This is a genomic window from Pseudoalteromonas sp. SG44-1, assembly GCF_014164315.1.
Lineage (GTDB): Bacteria > Pseudomonadota > Gammaproteobacteria > Enterobacterales > Alteromonadaceae > Pseudoalteromonas > Pseudoalteromonas rhizosphaerae.
Genome location: NZ_JACJEW010000003.1, coordinates 164,372 through 181,850, shown reverse-complemented (window position 1 = coordinate 181,850; position 17,479 = coordinate 164,372). Strand labels below are relative to the sequence as shown.

Annotated in this window: 11 protein-coding genes and 1 pseudogene; 6 read left to right on the top strand and 6 right to left on the bottom strand. The window is 39.8% G+C overall.

Features of this window, described 5'->3' with window-relative positions; translation table 11 throughout:
* Positions 1-409: 409 nt before the first annotated feature.
* Positions 410-1,903: a guanosine-5'-triphosphate,3'-diphosphate diphosphatase gene (gppA, locus tag H5187_RS02625; protein WP_182794311.1), complete on the bottom strand. Its 1,494-nt coding sequence runs from the start codon at positions 1,901-1,903 to the stop codon at positions 410-412.
* 47 nt (positions 1,904-1,950) lie between these two features.
* Positions 1,951-3,228 carry an ATP-dependent RNA helicase RhlB gene (gene rhlB / locus H5187_RS02620; protein ID WP_145239899.1) on the bottom strand — a complete coding sequence of 426 codons (1,278 nt, stop codon included), beginning with the start codon at positions 3,226-3,228 and terminating at the stop codon, positions 1,951-1,953.
* 90 nt (positions 3,229-3,318) lie between these two features.
* On the opposite strand from rhlB, the gene trxA reads away from it, so the two are divergent.
* Complete coding sequence (gene trxA / locus H5187_RS02615) at positions 3,319-3,645, top strand: thioredoxin TrxA (RefSeq protein WP_145239901.1); 327 nt, start codon at positions 3,319-3,321, stop codon at positions 3,643-3,645.
* 181 nt (positions 3,646-3,826) lie between these two features.
* Positions 3,827-5,086 carry a transcription termination factor Rho gene (rho, locus tag H5187_RS02610; protein ID WP_064666866.1) on the top strand — a complete coding sequence of 420 codons (1,260 nt, stop codon included), beginning with the start codon at positions 3,827-3,829 and terminating at the stop codon, positions 5,084-5,086.
* A 278-nt stretch (positions 5,087-5,364) separates the two neighbouring features.
* Here the strand turns inward: rho and H5187_RS02605 are convergent, their stop codons facing one another.
* On the bottom strand, positions 5,365-8,181 hold the full coding sequence (locus H5187_RS02605) for an ATP-binding protein (RefSeq protein ID WP_182797516.1): 2,817 nt from the start codon (positions 8,179-8,181) through the stop codon (positions 5,365-5,367).
* A 79-nt stretch (positions 8,182-8,260) separates the two neighbouring features.
* Between H5187_RS02605 and H5187_RS02600 the strand changes: the two genes are divergently transcribed.
* Entirely contained in the window at positions 8,261-8,845 is a 585-nt protein-coding gene (locus tag H5187_RS02600) for a DNA-J related domain-containing protein (RefSeq protein ID WP_182717462.1), read from the top strand.
* Between the two features lie 7 nt (positions 8,846-8,852).
* Here the strand turns inward: H5187_RS02600 and dbpA are convergent, their stop codons facing one another.
* A complete protein-coding gene (gene dbpA, locus H5187_RS02595) occupies positions 8,853-10,241 on the bottom strand; it encodes an ATP-dependent RNA helicase DbpA (RefSeq protein WP_145239907.1) in 1,389 nt (462 codons plus the stop codon).
* Positions 10,242-10,465: 224 nt separating this feature from the next.
* On the opposite strand from dbpA, the gene H5187_RS02590 reads away from it, so the two are divergent.
* Together H5187_RS02590 and H5187_RS02585 are read left to right on the top strand one after the other, a co-directional pair.
* On the top strand, positions 10,466-11,869 hold the full coding sequence (locus tag H5187_RS02590; protein WP_182717463.1) for a M20/M25/M40 family metallo-hydrolase: 1,404 nt from the start codon (positions 10,466-10,468) through the stop codon (positions 11,867-11,869).
* 93 nt (positions 11,870-11,962) lie between these two features.
* The gene (locus H5187_RS02585) at positions 11,963-12,901 is read left to right on the top strand and encodes a tetratricopeptide repeat protein (RefSeq protein ID WP_182797515.1); all 939 of its coding nucleotides are present in this window, start codon (positions 11,963-11,965) and stop codon (positions 12,899-12,901) included.
* A gap of 78 nt (positions 12,902-12,979) precedes the next feature.
* On the opposite strand, the pseudogene H5187_RS25160 reads toward H5187_RS02585, so the two are convergent.
* Positions 12,980-14,929: pseudogene (locus H5187_RS25160) on the bottom strand (alpha/beta hydrolase family protein).
* Positions 14,930-15,110: 181 nt separating this feature from the next.
* On the opposite strand from H5187_RS25160, the gene H5187_RS02575 reads away from it, so the two are divergent.
* Complete coding sequence (locus H5187_RS02575) at positions 15,111-16,400, top strand: hypothetical protein (RefSeq protein ID WP_182783409.1); 1,290 nt, start codon at positions 15,111-15,113, stop codon at positions 16,398-16,400.
* A 56-nt stretch (positions 16,401-16,456) separates the two neighbouring features.
* Here the strand turns inward: H5187_RS02575 and H5187_RS02570 are convergent, their stop codons facing one another.
* Positions 16,457-17,377, bottom strand: coding sequence for a DUF808 domain-containing protein (locus tag H5187_RS02570; RefSeq protein WP_182797514.1), 921 nt, complete (start codon positions 17,375-17,377; stop codon positions 16,457-16,459).
* Between the last annotated feature and the right edge of the window lie 102 nt (positions 17,378-17,479).

The following is a 17,479-nucleotide window of genomic DNA, read 5'->3' as shown; positions in this document are numbered from 1 at the left end:
AATTGAGACTCTAAATTTTTTGCCTTGCTTAGCTATCTAAAAGAAAGTTAAGCTCGGCTGTTAGAACTCAATCTGTACGAGTGCCCACACAGATGATTGCTTTATATTGTTAAAGAACGTTGCGACATTGTCGCTAGGGATGCGTATAATACATCCTTTATTTTTCGAGTCAACACTTAGTTTTAAACTTTCTTGCGAACATTTAAAACCGAAGTTTTATTTAACTCTCTGAGTTGTTCGTGCCTCGCTATGCGTTGGCGTTTCCCGTCTCAGTGGGGTCGCATTATAGGGAGATCCAAAAACAGATCAACACTTTTTTTGATCTTTTTTGATTTAATTGACTGTTCGAACAAATTTAGTGCATAAAGGTGGTTTTTAATACAATAAAAGGGCTTTTACAGCCCTTTTGTTACTTAACAATAAACTTCCAACCAGCTTTTGCTTGCTGTTTAGACTCTTGTTGGAGCTCACTTGCCATTAGCGGGTGCGCTTTTAGCCAATCATTTTCAAATATTAGTGTTAGAGCGTCATTATTAACAGTTAATACTAATTTTGGTAATACATCATCTTGGCGACGCATTGATAAGATCACTGCGATCCTAAGCAACCGTGTTACATACTGAGTAAGCTGAGCATGGCAGCCTAAATACTCAAAAACATTCTTTTGCAGATCTGAACGATGTGCATTCGCTACAGCCGCGATAATTTTATGCTCCGATTGTGAAAAGCCTGGCATATCGGTGTTTTCTAAAATATAAGCGGTGTGCTTTTGATATTGCTTATACTCAATTAACAAACCAATCTCATGCAATTGCGCAATCGCTTTTAGTAAAGGCAGGCCACTATTGTTGAATAGTGGCCACTGCTCGCTGACTTGAGCTGCGAGGTGACTGGCGAGTTCTGCAACTCGGTTCGCTTGTTTTTGATCGACATGATAACGGCTCATCAGGCCATCAACTGTGCGCTTTCGAATATCATGATTATGAAACTCAGGGAGCATGCTATAAAGCACACCTTCACGAAGTGCGCCTCCTGCTAATCCCATCTTATCAATTTCAAGCGCTTCGAATAAAGCAATTAAAATAGCGAGCCCTGACACAAAAACTAAACGTCTTTCTTCACTAAGCCCAGGTAAATCTAGCTCAGCGATGGTCTCATAGGCGATCGATTGCTTTTTAATTTTATTGAGTTTATCTAAACTCAGTGTTTCATCGAGTGATTGTGCCACCATAATTTCTTGGATAGCTTGTACAGTACCCGATGCACCTGATGCAATCTCCCAACCCGCCACTTTATAACTTGGCGCTATATCATCAATAACTACTCGTGCGGCTTTAATAGCAGCATTGAAATTAGCGTCATTGAGTTTACAGTCTTTAAAGTAACGTTCTAGGTAGGTAACACAGCCCATGTTTAGGCTTTTATAATGTAGTGCGTCGAATCCCTTACCTATAACTACCTCAGTACTGGCACCGCCAATATCTATTACTAGTTGGCGACCACTACATGAAGATGTATGCGCAACGCCTTTATAAATAGTGCGCGCTTCTAGTTCACCACTAATGACATTAATTTTATGCGCAAGGATTTGCTCGGCTTTGATTTTAAATTCATCAGCATTCGTTGCTAAGCGCAAAGTAGCGGTGGCAACAATAGTAATGTTGTTTTTAGGGATATCTTGAAGACGCTCTGCAAATAGTGCGAGACATTCCCAGCCTCGTTGCATTGCTTCTGTGCTCAGTAAATTATCATCATTTAGCCCAGCGGCTAATCTGACTTTGCGTTTAACTCGGCCTATTGTTTGTAAGCCGCCAGCAATTGACTTAGCGATCAACATGTGAAAACTGTTAGATCCTAAATCAATTACTGCATAAACATTTTTTTGCGGTTTAAGTTGCCCCACCGTTCAAAAACCTCTAGTTACTACTACGACTATAACGACGGTCGCAATTACGACCGTGCTTTTTGGTAACTATTGTTTGGTCTACGTCCGCTGTTGTTACTACGACTACGTGGGCCTGTTGAATAATTACGCTTTCTTTGAATAGTAGGCTTAGTTAAATCATCAAGCAATGCACTTTTATCATAATGTGATAAAGGAATGCTGTGCTCTATGTATTCTTCAATTTCATGAAGATTATATGCGTACTGCTCACATGCAAAACTAATTGCCTTACCTGATGCCCCAGCGCGTGCTGTACGGCCAATACGATGAACATAATCTTCACAATCATCTGGTAAGTCGAAGTTAAATACATGACTCACTTCAGGGATATGTAAGCCACGAGCAGCAACATCTGTTGCCACAAGGAAGTCTAAATCACCTTTAGAGAATTGCGCTAAAATTGATTGGCGTTTTTTCTGATTTACGTCACCAGTGAGCATTCCCACCCGGTGTCCATCAGACTTTAACCATGCATAAACCGTTTCACAGCTATGTTTAGTATTTGCAAACACAATGGCTTTCTCAGGCCATTCTTCTTCAATCAAAGTTAATAACAGCTTAACTTTATCTTCTTGAGAAGGATGAAATAACTCTTCAACAATGCGCTTGCCAGTTTTCACATCAGGTTCAATTTGTACATGCTCTGGGTTTGTCATGTGCTCAAACGCCAGTTCTTGTACGCGATACGATAACGTTGCTGAAAATAATAAATTAAGGCGTTGTGATGTATCCGGCATACGGCGGAACATATAGCGAATGTCTTTTATGAAACCCAAATCAAACATACGATCGGCTTCATCAAGTACCACTACTTCGATTTCATTGAGGGTGTAACACCCTTGTTTATATAAATCGATTAAGCGCCCTGTGGTGCCAATTAAAATATCAACGCCTTTTTCTAATTGTGCACGTTGTTTTTCGTAATCTTCGCCACCATATACTAAACCTAAGTTAAGATTACAGTGTGGCGCTAAAATTTTTGCATCTTTGTGGATCTGAATCGCAAGCTCCCGAGTAGGGGCCATGATCAGGGCTCTTGGATGTTTACTAGGTGCTTTGCTAGATTGTAATAACCGATGGCACGTGGCAGTTAAAAACGCCAACGTTTTGCCTGTACCTGTTTGTGCTTGACCCGCAATGTCGCGGCCATCACAAATAAAAGGTAGGCATTTAGCTTGTATGGGTGTGCAATATTCAAACCCACTTTCGGTTAACCCGGCAACCACTTCCGGTGCAATAGCAAAGTCTGAAAACTTTTTATCGGTCAAATGTGTCTTAGTCATAGCGTTTAAGCATAACGTTTAAACTTGCAATAAGAAACAAGAGTGTTTAAATACGCATTAAATAATTCGCCTAACTTATCGGAGAGCGCAATGAGCGAGAAAATTATTCAATTAACTGACGATGGCTTTGAAGCTGACGTTTTACAATCAGACAAGCCTGTATTAGTTGATTTTTGGGCAGAATGGTGTGGACCGTGTAAAATGATCGCGCCAATTCTTAATGAAGTGGCAGAAGAGTTTGATGGCCGTGTTGTAATCGGTAAATTAAACATCGACCAAAATGCGGGCACACCACCTAAATTTGGTATTCGTGGTATCCCTACGTTACTTCTTTTCAAAGAAGGCCAAGTTGCGGCAACTAAAGTGGGTGCACTTTCTAAAACTCAACTTGTTGAGTTTTTAGAAAACAACATCTAAAAATATGCCTAAAAAAAGGGCAACTGCCCTTTTTTTTAATTTTTTTTGTATAAAGACTGGACGCCTAGCGAATGACCTGCTAGTTTATAAAGCCAACTAATCCTTAGTTTACCAACAAACCTCTCTCACTAATCAATATCGATTATATGAGCATGATAACTGTAATAAAGAACCCACCAATATGCATTTACGCGAATTAAAAGACAAGTCGATCAAAGAACTTGTAGACTTAGCTGAGTCCATGGGGCTCGAAAACGTAGCCCGCTTAAGAAAGCAAGATATTATCTTTGCTATCCTTAAAGCCCACGCCAAAAGTGGAGAGAACATTTTTGGCGGTGGTGTATTAGAAATCTTACAGGATGGTTTTGGTTTCTTAAGATCATCAGAAGCCTCTTACCTTGCTGGTCCTGATGACATTTATATATCACCTAGCCAAATTCGTCGTTTTAGTATGCGTACTGGTGATTCTATAATGGGTCTCATACGTCCACCTAAAGACGGTGAACGTTACTTTGCATTACTAAAAGTAAACGAAGTAAATTTTGATAAACCTGAAAACTCTCGCACGAAAATTCTTTTTGAAAACCTTACCCCGCTACATGCAAACGAACGTTTACGTATGGAACGCGGTAATGGTAGCACCGAAGATATCACTGCTCGAGTACTTGATTTAGCCTCTCCAATTGGCCGTGGTCAACGTGGTTTATTAGTAGCACCGCCTAAAGCGGGTAAAACAATGCTACTACAAAATATTGCGCAATCGATTACCCATAACCACCCAGATGCGACATTGATGGTACTACTTATCGATGAGCGTCCAGAAGAAGTTACTGAGATGCAACGCCTAGTAAAAGGTGAAGTTATTGCATCAACGTTTGATGAACCAGCAAGCCGTCACGTACAAGTTGCTGAAATGGTAATTGAAAAAGCAAAACGTTTAGTTGAGCACAAAAAAGATGTAATCATCTTACTGGATTCAATCACACGTTTAGCACGTGCTTATAACACGGTAATTCCTTCATCAGGTAAAGTACTTACTGGTGGTGTTGATGCTAACGCCCTGCATAAACCAAAGCGTTTCTTTGGTGCTGCGCGTAACGTTGAAGAAGGCGGTAGTTTAACTATTATCGCAACTGCGCTTATCGATACCGGCTCTAAGATGGATGAAGTTATCTACGAAGAGTTTAAAGGTACTGGTAATATGGAATTACACTTAAATCGTAAGATTGCTGAAAAACGTGTATTCCCTGCAATCGACTTTAACCGCTCAGGTACCCGTCGCGAAGAGCTACTGACTAAACCTGATGAACTACAAAAAATGTGGATTTTACGCAAAATAGTTCATGAAATGTCTGAAATTGATGCTATGGAGTTTTTAATTGATAAACTCTCTATGAGCAAAACCAATGATGAATTTTTTGATTCGATGAAGCGTCAATAATTCTCTTTACTAGATTCTAAAATGCCTGTTAATACAGGCATTTTTTTTGCCCATCCCTAAATATCACTCCTATTATAAATTTGTTTTATTAATCTCTTTGCTCTGTTTCCTATAGACGAAAATCATCAGACTGCGCAGTATTGAGTAAATATTAAAACTGCGATTATTTAAATCTAGCACACAGTAATGCCACTCAATAAAACGCTCAACTCGCTTTATTGGTTAGTAGTAACTTATAGCCTTGATGTAACGACCCATTAAGCTTATATATCGCTCTTTTAAGTCAGCTGTTGTGATAGCTGCTTAATCAAATCATCTACTAATTCTTTTACGTCTGCATCACTGCTGGGGTTATGTTTCTGTGATAAGAGTGATTTATCTAAGCACATCGCTGCATTAGCTACATCAGTTAATGAAAATATCTGTGCGGCACCAAGGATACGATGGCTATCTTGCTGTAATGCAATATAGTCCTTTGCTGCAAGGTGCTGTGTAAGTGATGCTATTTCATCATCAAAGCTGGCAATAAAACTCGTCACTAAATCGCTAATATCAGGATTAGCTAAAGGTAGCGTGCTGGTACTATTTAAATGCGCTGCGAGTGCCTGATAAAACACTTCTTTTTCTATTGGCTTACTTAAATAGCCAGTAAATCCCATCGCTAAGTAATTATCTATTTCATGACTCATTGCATTAGCTGTTAAAGCAAAAATAGGTTTATTAAAACCACACTTATTTAACAGTTCAAATGCACTAAGGCCATCCATTACTGGCATCTGTATATCTAATAAAACAACATCTGGAAATTCACTGAGGCACTGTTCAACTGCTTGCTCACCATTACTTACTGAGATCACTTCAAGGCCAATCGACTTTAAAAAGCGCGTTATTAGTCTACGATTGTCGGGATGATCTTCTGCTAATAATACTCGCCCAACTAAACCTTTAGTTGCAGCTGGTTTTGAGTTGTCGGTAGCAAGAAGGGTTGGCGCATACTCTTTACATGGCACATTAAAAATAAACTCACTGCCATTACCATGCTCACTTTCAACACTAATATAACCCCCCATCATAATTGCTAATTGCTGGGAAAGACTCAAACCAAGTCCTGAACCACCGAACCTGCGAGTGATGGTATTATCGCCTTGTTGAAAACATTCAAAAATGTTTTTTATTTGCTCTGTATTCATACCAATCCCCGTATCAATCACTTTAAAGCATACGCCTTGTTCGGTGTGATTAATATCCAGAGTAACACTGCCATGCTCGGTAAATTTGATCGCATTAGTCAGTAGGTTTATTAGTATTTGCTTAACGCGGATCATATCTAACTTAGTCCAATAACTCGAGCCTAAGTGATTTTCTAATAGCAGCGTTAAACCTTTGCTTTTAGCCTGCATACTTGACATAGCATAAACATCATTAACAAGCCCCACGAGGTCAAACTCGCTAACATGTAAATCTAAACGGTTTGCTTCTATCTTACTAATATCGAGCACATCATTAATCAAATCTTTTAAATGATCGCTATGTTTTTTAATAACTAACAATTCTGTTTGTAATTGTTGGGGCTGATATAAACCATGTAACAAGTCGTCTGTTTGCCCTAAAATAGCGGTAAGTGGTGTGCGTATTTCATGGCTGATATTAGCCAAAAACTGGCTCTTAACTTGATTCGCGGCACGTAGCTCTTGTGCCACATATTGTAATTCTTGAGTACGTTGCTCAACTTTTTGCTCTAATTGGGTTTTGGCCTTTTTTTCGATTGCACGGCGATATAATACAACTGCACAGATCAATACCAACATCAGCACAATAGACAGTAAAATAGTTAACTGTGAGCGTTTTTCAATCTTTAATTCTTGTAGGCTACGCTCTTGTTTAAGCTGTTTAATTTCTTGGTTTAACTGGTTCGACTGAAACTGAGACTGAAATACATTTAACGCTTTCATAACCTCTTCACTGGTTATGCTACGTTGATAATCGACAAACTGTTGGTGCAGATGAATAGCCCGCTTATAGTCACCGGCACCAGCACTTAACAACGCCTCGATACCTAAGCCGTCTTTAATGCGCAATTCATCTTTATATTCTTTGGCTAGTGATATTGATTGTTGTAAATTTTGCTCCGCAATATCAATATCCCCCATCACTAATTGCACTTTAGCTAAAACATGTAAAGAAGCTAACCGTAAGGATCGATTATCTATCTGCAGGGCGTATTTTTGAGCTGCTTGTGCGTGATACAAAGCTGCATCCAACTCATCTATTTTTAAATTTATGTTAGCTAAGTTGGTATGCTGTACGGATAATTGATAGGCGTCATTAACACTTTGATAATAGCGTAAAGCGAGCTGGTAATAGTGCAACGCTAATTGATTTTGACCCGACTCAGTATAAGCAACCCCCATGTTGCCATAGGCACGAGCAATCCCCTCTTCATCACCCAATTGCTGAAATACATCGAGCACTTCACGATAAATTTCAAGTGCCGAATCATAGCTAGATAAACGAATATAGATGCCCGCAATATTATGAAGAATATCAGCTTTGTCTTGCGCGCTACCATCTATTTCATAAAGTGCTTTTGCCTGCTGGTAATGCTCTAAAGCAAGCTCCATGTTGTGCATATTAAAATATGCAAGGCCAATATTACTTAGCAAGTTGGCTTGTTTTAATGGACTCTTTAAACGTACCGCTAAGTTTAACGCACGGCTGTAATCAATAATGGCTTGTTGTAATAAACCTTGAAAATATTGCACCACGCCCTGCATTTTTATTGCTCGAAAATGTAACTCAGGCAGGTTTTCAAATGTACTATGCTGCTCAAGCAACTGATAATAATGCAATGCTTGGGGATAATTACTCAACTCAAACGCACGCTCAGCTAAACCAGAATAAATAGCAACTTGTTGCTGATTTGATAATTGTGTAGACAGTAACTGGGTTGCTAACAGCTGCTTTTCAGGCCATTCATCCGTAACTTTAAATTGTTCAAAAAGTGCTACTTGTTGTTGAGCATTACCTGATTGAGAAAAAACGCCAAGCACACTAATCGAGCAAATAAATAATAGGCGCTTAAACTGACCCAGCATAATTTTTTCCTTGGAATTTTGTTAGCAGTAGAAGCTATGATAGTTTAGTCAAGATACACCAATAACTAGACTGTAAACAATGCTTAACCCACTGATTGATGAGATTTTCGAGTTAATTTTAACGAAGCACATTTGGAAGGTTCACACTTTAGCATTGGAATTATCTGAGCGTGGTGTAATTAATGACTTAGATACAGATCCATACCGTGATCTGTTTAAGCGTAACTTTTTAATTATGAATGCACTTTATCAACTGCAGCAACAACTGTTGCCAAATCAATATTTATTGGTAGCCAGTTTACATATAGAGCTCACCGATAATCCAGATAAGATAACCATTGCAGCGCATGACTCATTACAAGCGTACTATCTAGATTGGCAAAATTACGATGCCTCGATAACAGAAGTTAAATCACTGTTAGATAACTTTTGGCGTACTTTTCGTGCATCACCAACAATAAATACGCTTGATCAACAACAACGCCAGACATTATTAAAGCACTGGGAATTACCTGACGATTTTTCTATGCAGGCATTGCAAAAGCGCTGGCGGCAGTTGGCAACACAATATCATCCAGATAAACAACATGGTAATGCAGAGCAGTTTAAACAGTTAAAAAATGAATATGAGCAGCTTAGGGCAAGCTGCTCAAAAGCATCATAAGCAATAATTAACGAGTTAAACGACGGGCACGAATTTTACGGCCTTTAATATTACCTTCCGTTAATTTTCGTAGCGCGGGCTTTGAGCTATTACGTTCGACAGCCACAAAAGCCACATTATCAAGCACATTAATTTTACCGACTTGACGCCCTGCTACGCCATCTTTACCGGTTAATGCACCTAAAATATCACCTGCGCGTACCTTTTGCTTTTTACCTGAATCGATCATTAGTGTCACCATTTGTGGTTTGTATGGTGGCTTTTCAAGTAGGCTAAACGGCGGTAATTGTTCTGGTAAAAAATCACATTCATAATGGTCACCAATTTGTGCCACTTTGAATTGTTCTGCATCGCCATAAATAGAGCATGCAATGCCTTTTTTACCAGCACGACCAGTTCGACCAATACGGTGTACGTGGGTTTGTGGGTCATGGGCAAGGTGGTAGTTAATCACCATATCCATATCATCGATGTCTAAACCACGAGCGGCTACATCAGTGGCCACTAAAATCGAGGCGCTTTTATTAGCAAAGTGGATCAAGGTGCGCTCACGATCTCGCTGCTCTAAATCACCATGCAATGACACGGCACTGAAGCCTTCATCAGCTAAATCATCACACACCTGTTGAGTTTCGACCTTGGTATTACAAAACACCACACAACTTTCTGGTTGAAACTTCAGCAGCAACAATTTTAATGTATTAAAACGTTGTTTGTTATTATCCATTTTATAAAAGTACTGTTTAATAGTACTTTTTTCTTGCTCTTCTTCAACCTTCACCATAACAGGATTGCTTAATACACGCTTGGCAATCGCTTCTATTGCGCGCGGAAAAGTGGCGCTAAATAATAAAGTTTGACGCTGTTTTGGAATACGCTCAATAATTGCATCCAAAGTGTCTTGAAAGCCCATATCAAGCATTTGATCGGCTTCATCAAGTACTAGCGTGTCTACATCATCTAAACGTAGCGTACCTTTGCGAATATGATCATCTACACGCCCAGGTGTGCCAACAATAATATGTGCACCATGCTCTAGTGAACCAATTTGTGGACCAATCGACACGCCACCACATAGAGTTAATATTTTTATATTGTGAATACCACGCGCTAATTTACGCATTTCCACAGCTACTTGCTCAGCCAACTCACGGGTTGGACAAAGCACTAAAGACTGTATACGAAAACGCTTAACATTAAGCTTGGCCAACACACCTAAACTAAATGCGGCAGTTTTACCAGAGCCAGTTTTAGCTTGTGCAATGATGTCTTTACCTTCAAGCACTGGCGGCAGGCTTTGCGCCTGTACAGCGGTCATTTGGGTGTAACCTAAAGTCGATAAGTTATCGACCAAACCTGATGGTAAAGCGAGTGATGAAAAAGCTGTAGCGGTCAAAGTAATTTCCAGTGCAATAATTAAACATGAAAAGCCGCTGCAGATGCCCGACTTAGTTATGCTGCATAATAGCAGAATATACAAATTGCTACCATTAAGCTGACCATATTCTCAATAAACATTCACCATAACATCACCACCGATAGGCATTTATCTCATCTACTTTTGTTGCTCAGTATTAAATGCTTTAATAACCCTCACTTGAAAATATAACCAGGTCAATAATGAAAAAAATCATCACCGGATTACTGCTAGCCGGCAGCTTTTTAGCCAATGCCGCCGAGCCTGAATTTACCGCAAAGCAACTTCAGCAAGTCACCGAACTAAGAACTAATGCCAGTAACAGCGAGTTAAGCTATCAATTGCTTGAATCGCTTACTACTGAAATAGGACCTCGCTTACCTGGTACAGAAAATGATAAAAAAGCCGTTGCGTGGGCCCAAGCTAAATTTAAAGAGCTTGGTTTTGATAAAGTATGGCTAGAAGAGGCAACCTTCCCTGAGTGGCGTCGTTTTAGTGAAAGTGGCAAAATTTTAACGCCAAGCGAGCAACCTTTGCACCTAACAGCATTAGGCCACAGCGTTAGCACACCGAAAGATGGCATTACCGCTGAAGTTGTATTATTTGAAACGCTTGATGAACTTATCGCAGCACCAGCAAACAGCTTAAAAGGTAAAATAGCTTATATAAATTACCATATGAACCGCCATATTGATGGCAATGGTTATGGTCCTGCTGTTCGTGCTCGCTCAACAGGTTCAGTTGAGGCTGCAAAAAAAGGCGCGATTGGTTATATGATGCGTTCTGTTAGCACCGCACATCACCGCTTTGCTCATACCGGTGGCAGTCACTATCAAGAAGGTGTTACGAAAATCCCTAATGTGACCATTGCTAATCCTGATGCAGATCAGCTAGCTCGCTTAGTTGCACTAGGTAAAAATGTTACCGTAAATATCAATGTGCAAACTGAAGATCGCGGCCAAGGTACTGGCTATAACGTGATTGGTCAGTTCAATGGCACACAAAACCCTGAACAATACGTACTGATTGGCGGTCATTTAGATTCTTGGGATTTAGGCACTGGCGCACTTGATGATGGTGCAGGCGTTGCGTTAACCATGGCTGCAGCCAAACATATTAGTGAAATAAAACGCCCTAAACGCAGCATTCGTGTAGTATTATTTGCCGCCGAAGAGCTAGGATTATGGGGCGCTAAAGCTTATTTTAAAAAGCATGCAAATGAACTTGATAAAATTGTTGCCGCCGCTGAATCTGACTTTGGTGCTGATGTAGTGTATGGCTTTGAATCGAATGTATCTGCAGCCTCGTTGCCAGTAGTGCGTGCAATAGCCAAGCAACTTGCGCCGCTAAATGTTGAATACATAGGTAAAAATAGCGCTAATGGTGGGCCTGATTTAATTCCATTTAAAAATGCCACCAGCGCGCCAATTTTTGAGCTGCACCAAGACGGTACTGATTACTTTGACTACCATCACACTGCTGATGATACGCTTGATAAGATCGATCCGGCTAAACTTAAGCAAAATACCGCAGCATATGCTGTATTTGCGTTAATGGCAGCTGATGCTAAAACTACAATTAAAGCAAAGCCTGTAGCAAGCAAATAAGCTAACCAAACATACTTTCTTACAGTTTTCTGCTTTGCATCTAACCTTCCTTGTTTTAATTTAACGTAAAACAAGGAAGGGAAAAAAGGTCATATGCTACTATTCAATACCAGCGATTCATTGTCGTTTTTCAGCCAAACAAAAACCTGCCCACACTGTCATCATGATGACTATCGACTACAAAACCACAGCCGCTTTTTGCGTTTTTCAATTGTCCCTATGCTGCCATTAGCATGGCATTATCAATACCAGTGTAGCCATTGCCAGCACAATGTGCAGCTTTCAATTATGCAACTGCCATGGTTAGAAAAGCTTTCTTTGATCAAATATTTTATAGGCTCGATATTACTTATCTGGTTATCTATTTACTTTTATACACAACATCTTGATGAGCTAAAAGCCAAACAAGCAATACTCAGCCAGCCACAAGCATTCGATACTTACTTGGTACATGCTGATAAGTTTTCTAACGAACCATTGCGCCCTGAAAACCTAAAAGTAGCCCAAGTACTCGAGTTTGATGACCAAAATATCACCTTTCAAATCAGCAATTATCGCTATAAACGCGACAGCGGCATTACTATGGCTATGCGTACCAGCTTATTGGTACAAAAAGATTATTTTTCATCAAAAACAATTACTTTACCGCGCAGCGAAGTACAGCGTTTATATGATGAAGGTGCTATTTATGATGTACTGCGCCCTTACGCATATAGCTTATATGGTGGTTTTGTGATGTTCCCACCACGCCCTAAACCGCTATATGAAGGGGTGAAGCTTAATAAAAATAATCAGCAAGGCATCATCTATTACAAAGATGGGTTATTTCCTGAAGCGTTCGAAAGCTTTTTACTCGCCAGCAAAGAAGGCTCACAATGGGGTCAGCTTAATACTGCGCAAATGTATCGTGATGGTGAAGGGGTAGAAAAAGATATCAGCCAAGCTATTTATTGGTATCAACAAGCTGCCAGGCAAAATAACCACAAAGCCAAATTACAACTCAAAGAGCTGTGCCTTGAGTATTCCTGTTAATATAGCCAAACTACCTACAACAAGTGGATATAAATATGGCAAGCTTTTAGCTTGCCATTTAACACGTAAATACGACTGTTACATTGTTAAGTGTTGGTCTAAAAAGGTCAGCACTTGTTGATAATAACGAGTGCGATGTTCTTGCTTATAAAAACCATGCCCTTCATCTTTAAGCAGTTCATATATATAAGGATGTTTAGCTTTTTTAAGAGCCGCAATCAGTGATTCGGCTTGCTCAATCGGTGCACGCTGATCTTCACCACCATGCACTATCAGCACTGGAGCCTTTAACTTATCAATATTATAGCTAGGTGAAAAAGCCTTTAGTTGCGCTTCATCTGTACCCAATACATTCTGTAAATAACGTTGGCCACTATCGCGCTCCGCAACATCCCCTTCTTTAAACATTAAGGGCAAATCATAAACGCCAACAACGCCAATCGCACACTTAAACATATCAGGTTCTAAAATCGCACTTTGTAACGCTGAGTATCCACCAAAGCTCGCGCCCATAATGCAGATATTGTTTTTATTAACTGTACCCTGCTCAACTAAATACTTCACACCATCTATAATATCAAATTGAATTTCAGCTCCCCATTTTCGATGCCCAGCATGCTCAAAGTTACGGCCAAAACCACCTGAACCTCTAAAATTAACTTTTAGTACGGCCATACCACGGCTTGCAAGCAACTGTGCATCAAGGTCGAATCCCCACCAATCGCGCGGGCCATGTGGACCACCATGTGGCATAACCACTAAAGGTAAGTTTTTTTCTATGGTATTATTCGGTACTGTTAAGTAGCCATAAATAGTTAAACCATCTCGACTGGTATAACTTACAGGCTTGGTCTGCGCCATTTGTTCTGCATCAATCCAACGACGGGATGCAAACAAAAATCGTAAGTTATTACTTTTGGCATCGAATAAATAATATTGTCCAGGGTTACGATCATTAGAGGCATAAATAATATTAGTGTCGCCATCTTCAGTACTGCTAACGAGTTGCACTTGGTCACCAGGTAAAGCGGAGATTAATGATTTTAAACGCATGCTTTTATCTGATTGCCCATCGACAAAAGCATAAGTTGGATAACCTAGTTCGGTTTCAATCGCAAATAGCTCTTTTGATGCTTCATCGACCCATATTTACTTTGGTGAGACTTTCTCTTCTTTATGAATTAAATCAACTGCTCTGGTTTTTAGATTCAATTTATATAAGCCTTGAGCTTCACCACTTATTGATGCTGTGATATAGACAGCATCACCACTACTATCAAAAGCGTGCAACTCCACATCACTGTAAGTCAAATCACCTAAATCAAGTGCTTGCCAATCTCCACCTGACTTTTCACGGGTATGTATTGTAGACTTAATATAATCATCACTGGAAACAGCCACTCTGACATTTCCTTCATGGTCGGTCAAAAAGTTGGCCATACGTGACGGGGAGCGCGTAACTTTACGACGCTTCCCTGAAAAAATATCAACCTCATAAACAACCGTGTGCGGTTCACTACTTGATGTCCACGGGTAAGTCACTATAAGCATTTTATCTTCATCGTGGATTAAAGGATCCAGCAAATAAGAGGTGCCATAAAGTGGTGTGGCTTTTTTGATATGAGAGCCAGTTTGCATTTCGCCAAGATAGCCAACTAAGTACTTAGCTTTTGAGCCATCAGCATTCACGCCATATAATTCACCATAATATTCAGGGTGATCTTGCCAGCCGTGTAAGTATTCTTTTGCAACTACAACCCGATCATCACTTACCCAATGATAAGCACCAACTTGGGCATTGCTCTCAAAATTAATAGCGTGGTGAATTGTAAATTTTTTAGCATCTAAAATAACCAGCACTTTTTTACCTTCAGGTTGCATAATTACTGCAAGGTAGCTCCCATTAGGAGAGATTTTAACTTGGCTATATTCACTGCTGCGGCTGAAGTCATCGACTGCTGGAGCTGATTGATTTGCATCACTCATGAAGCTGACAACACACAAAGTAATAACAACAATCAACTGCATCATTTTGCTCATACAACATTCTTTTAAATTTATATTTTTATAATTGCTACAATTGTACCCAATAAGGTTTTAAATAGATATCCATCCAAATACGTAAGTAAAGAACGAAGAGTACTTATTTACTTTATTAAGGTTACATTATAACATTACCGATATATTATAACAAAACACCGGACTGTTTATGATTTTACCTAACTTTAAAACTTGCTTAATTGCCTCTATGGTTGCTGTACTGTGTGCCTGTAACAGTGAAATTGATGATCTTGTAGATAAAAATGCTGAGCAGAAAGATGACCATGACCACACTGAAATCACTGCAAAAGGGCGATTAGCGATTAGCCATGCTGATATTGCTAACGTATCTGTTTTTAACGCTGACAACAACTCGTTGCTGGAGACCTTTAATACCAGCAACGTAATAAGTGGTCTATATGCCAGTCCTAATTTCCGTTATGCAGTATTGATCCAGCGAGCAGAAAATTATGTTGAGTTCATTGACGGTGGATTATTTACAGAAGATCATGGTGATCACCAACATAGTTATGAACAGCAACCCGAGCTGCATGATTTAATCTTTAACGATAGTAAACCAACCCACTTTGATGTTAGTGGACAGCAAGCTGCACTGTTTTTTGATGGCGATCTTGATGCAGGGATCCCTGCAAGCTTTGTGTTATTAAGTGATGAATCACTTGCTGCTGGGAAAACGTTAGCAGCACATAGCTTTAACAATGCCATGCATGGTACAGCGCAAATTCGCGGTGAATCGGTAATCACAACTTATCGCAGCGAAGATATAACTAGCGTGCTGCCAAATTATGTTGAACAACTGCATATTCATGGTGATCACTTTCATCAAGAACAGCGGTTTGCAGTGGATTGCCCTGCACTACATGGCAGTGCGCAAAATCACCAGCATATCGCTTTTGGCTGTAGCGATGGTGTATTAGTTATAACTGAAAAAGATAATGTGTTTAACGCAGCCAAAGTAGCTAATCTCAACAACTTTGCTGAAGGTACGCGTATTGGCACAATTAAAGCGAGTGAACACAGCGAACTATTTTTAGGTATTGCACAAAGTAAGCTTTTTTACACCATCGACCCAGCATCAGCTGAAATGACACAGCTTGCATGGCAACAAAATACTGAAAATACCGTATTAGCAAGTGCACTGGATAGGATTACCGGCGAGTTTTATGTACTTGAAAGTGATGGTTTCTTGTCAGTGCTACATGCTGAAGATGATTGGCAAGTCAGCGCACGCTTTAAAGTACTCGAAAACCCAGCTGGTAACTATGCACTCGCGGCCTCAGCGGCCGACGATACTTTATATATCAGTGATGCAAACAACCAAACAGTATTAAGTATCGACACCCATGAGCAAACGACTAAAACTATTCTTAACCTTGATTTTATCCCTAATCAAATTACCTGGTTAGGTATAGCTGCTGAATCAAAACATGAACACTAATTAATTCAAGCAAATAACTTTCATAGCATTCCCTTGCTAATTCATTGCCAGCAAATTTACTTTGCTGGCTTTTTTGCTTTCATGCTGACAATTCCATGATGAACTAACACAGCAATCGCACCGGCTAATACACCTAATAAACCATCGAACAGTAAAGGCGCAATAATCTCTCCCAGCGTACCTAAGTTTGCCAGTGCAAACTCAGCAACAGCGGTTTGCCAATGATGCATCACACTAATACCATGCACTAAAATTCCTCCACCCACTAAAAACATCGCTACCGTACCTGCAAATGCTAAAAACGCCATTAAACGTGGTGCTGCGGCTAATAAACCTTTACCTAATAATGCTTTAAAACGGTTTCCTGTTTGCTGTGCTTGGTTAAGCAAATACAAACCAGCATCATCGAGTTTTACAATCCCTGCCACTAACCCATAAACGCCTATGGTCATGATCACCGCAATAACACTTAAGACTAGCGCTTGATTTAGTAAACTTGCACCCGCCACGGTGCCTAGAGTGATAACTATTATTTCTGCCGATAAAATAAAGTCGGTTCGAATAGCCCCTTTTACTTTTTGTTTTTCGTACTCAACTAAATCTAAATTTTCGACAGCATCTACATCATCATTTTTCGTAGCTGGTAATAACTTTTCAACTAACTTTTCTGCACCTTCAAAACACAAAAATAATCCACCAACCATCAATAAAGGTGTAATAAGCCAAGGCAGCCAAACACTTATTAATAACGCTGCAGGAACTAAAATAGCTTTATTTAAAAATGAGCCTTTCGCTACCGCCCACACGACCGGTAGCTCACGATCGGCAGTGACTCCTGTCACTTGTTGCGCGTTTAAAGCTAAATCATCCCCTAATACACCCGCCGTTTTCTTCGTGGCGACTTTACTCATAGTGGCAATATCATCTAATAAAGTGGTGATATCGTCCAATAATGTCAATAGGTTAGTACCTGCCATCTCATTTCCTTTGCAGTTAAAAAATTTATAATAATCAACATAGCCTAAACGAGTATTTTCACCAAAGGTTAATTTTCGTTTGCTATGCTAGTTGCTCAACAC